The sequence below is a fragment of the Caballeronia arationis genome, from assembly GCF_001544975.2.
Taxonomy (GTDB): Bacteria; Pseudomonadota; Gammaproteobacteria; order Burkholderiales; family Burkholderiaceae; genus Caballeronia; species Caballeronia arationis.
The window spans coordinates 1-3,481 of record NZ_FCOG02000299.1; the positions used below are offsets into that span (position 1 = coordinate 1).

2 protein-coding genes and 1 pseudogene are annotated in these 3,481 nt (G+C 63.1%); all 3 read left to right on the forward strand.

The window, feature by feature from the left end:
• Positions 1 to 486 precede the first annotated feature (486 nt).
• Positions 487 to 576 (forward strand): annotated as a pseudogene (locus tag AWB81_RS49050) (type VI secretion system contractile sheath domain-containing protein); the annotation flags it as partial.
• Positions 577 to 595: 19 nt separating this feature from the next.
• Positions 596 to 2,341, forward strand: a complete 1,746-nt coding sequence (locus AWB81_RS41230) for a type VI secretion system contractile sheath domain-containing protein (protein WP_062644221.1) — start codon at positions 596 to 598, stop codon at positions 2,339 to 2,341.
• Positions 2,331 to 3,221, forward strand: coding sequence for an esterase/lipase family protein (locus tag AWB81_RS41235; RefSeq protein WP_062644224.1), 891 nt, complete (start codon positions 2,331 to 2,333; stop codon positions 3,219 to 3,221). The genes AWB81_RS41230 and AWB81_RS41235 overlap by 11 nt, the downstream gene beginning before the upstream one ends.
• Positions 3,222 to 3,481 lie beyond the last annotated feature (260 nt).

Sequence of the window (3,481 nt, forward strand, 5' to 3'; positions counted from 1 at the left end):
TGGTGGGCCCGTTGTCCGGGCGGAGCCGACGTTCGAACGTCCGCATGAAAGCGTAAGCCAACGTCCGTAGGTGGCCGGACCCGTCCTTTCAGCGATGAGCACCGACCGTGCGTCATGACACTCCCGCGGAACGCAGCGATCGCCCGCGTTTGATCCTCGTTTAAAAATCCTCCTCCTTGATTCGTTCATGCGAAGAACAACGCGCAAGGGCGACCCTTCGACGGGCGCGGCTGAGAGATCGGCCTGCGCAGCAGCCGAACCAGCGGTTAGCAGGATGCGTTTTCAGGAGGAAGCGTGCACTACCCAGACGAAGATCGGGATCAGGCTCCAGACGTGAATGAAATCTACCGGCTGTTCGAGCAGGAGACCGGTCTGCCGGAGGATGAATATCGATCAAATTATCGCGAGTCTCTGCATACGGCTGCGTCGCAGGTTATCGCCAGCGACGTCGAGGTTTATTCCGGTGACGCGAGGCGCACGCTCGAAATGCTCATTGCCGGCCTAGACGCGAAGCTGACCGAGCAAATCAACCAGATCATGCATCACCCCGACTTTCAGCGCTTGGAAGCCGCGTGGCGGGGACTTTGGTACGTACGTGTGTTCGCGGACCGATCGCGCGCAGGACGTGAAGCTGAAGGTCCTCAACGCGTCGAAACTCGATGCCGCTCGCATGGCGAGAAGGAGACGCGACAGTCCGCTGTTCGACATGGTCTACACGGATGGCTTCGCGACCTTCGGTGGCGAGCCGTTCGGGGCGATCATCGTCGATTTCCAGTTCGATGCTAGCGCGCCCGATATCGCAATACTCCGCCATCTGGCGTCCGTCGGCGCGAAAGCGAATGCAGTATTTATCACCAACGCCGCCCCGGCGATGTTCGGCCTCACCAGCTTCGACGAAATGCACACGGCGCGCGAACTTCGGGTCGACCGGTTCGAGCGAGACACCTGGGGTTGGTTGCGTAGGGATGCCGAATCACGCTATCTGTGCGTCGCGCTTCCTCGTTTGGTGCTTCGCGCGGCCTACGGCAACAAACGGGTTCCCTGTGCGGAATTCGATTTCGAAGAGGACCTGCAGGGCAAGTCGCATGTGTTGTGGGGCAACGCGGCCTGGGCCGTGGGCGATGCGATCGTGAAGTCATTCGATCAGGACGGATGGTTCGCCTCGCTGTGCGGCAGCGAGGCGCCCGGCAAGGCGGACGATTTGCCCGCGCAAACCGTGTACACGGATGACTACGAGGAAGAAGTCGTTGGACCGATCGAAACGCCCGTGTCCTATGCGCGCGAGCGAGAACTGATGCAGTCCGGATTCACAGTCCTGCTGCAGAGAAAGGGCCACGCCGAGTTCGCGATCAACGCGGTGCTGAGTCCGTACCGGCGGGAATCGATCGACCGCACAGGCAGGCGCGGCTACTCGACGCCACCGGACCGCGATCTTCGGACCATCCTGTGTGCGTCCCGCGTCTCGCATTACGTCCCGGCCGTCTGGAATCTGACGCCGGGACGTCCATCCATCGTTGCGGGCGGCGGGCGGCCCCGTCCCTTCGATTCCCTCACGCGCAGCGTGCAGCGCTGGCTGGACGGATACGTCGCCACGAACGGAGCCGCGTCGACGTCCGCGCGCCCGTTACACGATGCGATCGTGCAGGTGCGCGAAGCCGATGTGCGCGATCAAGGCATCGAGATCGCACTGGAGATCTGGCTCGGCTATCTCTTCGAAGGCAACGTCGGGCCGATCGAAGTCGCGGTGCGGCTCGATAACGCGTTCGATCGGCCGCCGGCGCGTGACATCGCGGCGACGTGGCCCGCCGACGCGTCGTTGAGCGAAGCGCAGCCCGAATATGCAGGCGTGATGCATGACACCATCAACGGCACCGATCCCCCTCAACCGCCGCCGTTCGAGCTTCGCGCGATCTGGCCGAGCGGCGAGCCTGCGCGCGTGATCGAGGTATTCGCGCGTGCCTTGCGTGAGCGCGCGTGGATTCTGCAACACCTCGTGCTCGGGCCGCTCCGCGTGCATGCGCGCGTAGCCGCTCAGCTCCCCATCGAGCAACTTGCCGATTTCGCGGTGAGCGACGACGCCGATCTCGGCATCGACATCACGCACTGCGTGGCCGGCGCGCTGCCTGAAAGCGCGGGGTTGGCTTTTCTCGCCGCCTACCCGTCGCAGGCAGTGCGCGGACTGTCCGCCGCGCTTCTCATGCACAACGACCGCGTCGCGCTGAAGCTTCTGGACCCGCTCGCGGTGCTAGACCCGGGCCAGTTCATTCCGGCCCCGGTGCCGCAGCCAATCGAATGCGACTTCGACATGGTCGTGATAGCAAGGCCGCAAGATGAGCATTGAATACAGCGACGTGATACGCGCCGGCGCGGAGCTTATTCATCCCGATACCGGCAAGTGGTTTCTCGTTGCCGACGCGCGCGACCCGGTCGTCGTGTTCGTGCACGGCTTTACCGCGCACGGCCGATATTTGAGCCGTCTCGCTGAGTACGTGGGCGCGCACGGCTTCACGCCCGCGCTGTTCAACTACGATTCGTATCGCGGCATCGATCAGGCCGCGCGCGATCTGGAAATGCTGCTCGTCGAGCTCGACGACACCATCCGCGATGACGGCATCTTTCTCGTGGGGCATAGCATGGGCGGCCTCGTCGCACGGTACCTTGTGCAGTACCGCGCGGAACGCTCTGGCATCCGGGTGCGCGGCATCGCTTCGCTCGGAACGCCTCACGGCGGAACGCTTTCGAAGCGGCATGTCGGCCATCTACTCGACTGGGCCGATTCCGTCACGCTGCCCAATCCCTTCAGCCGCGTGCCCGCGTGCCCGTCCTCGATGCAACTCACCGATGCAAGCTCCACGGGTCTCATCAGCAAGCTGAATCACGACGCCGCCTCCGACGCGCGCTGCATCCCGATGTTGTCAATTTCGGGCGGATTGCCGTTTCTGGAGTTCGGCACGGGCGGAAACGGCGGCTTCGCCGGGATGCTGCGCAACCTCGTGCTGCAGCGTCTCATCGGCGAGCAGCCGAACGATGGCCTGGTCGCCGAGTCGAGCGCCGACATTGTCAAGGTAGTCAGCGCCCGACCGCAACAGGCGCATTTGCGCGACTATCCGGGCTATGACCGGGTCAATCACTCCTATCTCGGGAGAAATCAGCATGTCGCGGGTATCGTCGTGCGCTGGCTGAAGGAGACCCTGCGTGCAACCGTGCCTCCGGCGCAATGAAGCTTCGGCGCCGAAGCTCTCGAATCGTGCCGAAATGTTTTCTTTGAGCATCCGGCCGGTTTCGCATGCGGATTCAGCCGTTCGAGTGAGCGATTTATGGCTGAGCGAGCGGCAGAAAGTGGCCGAAGCCGGCCGCACGGCCGGCATTAAACTTGTGCGTCCGACATCTCCTTTTCATCAACCGTTTGACGCAGACGCGTAGCGGTGCGGTGGCTCGACAAGCCCATCAGGTTGCTTACCTGCTCGTTGGTCTTGCCTTC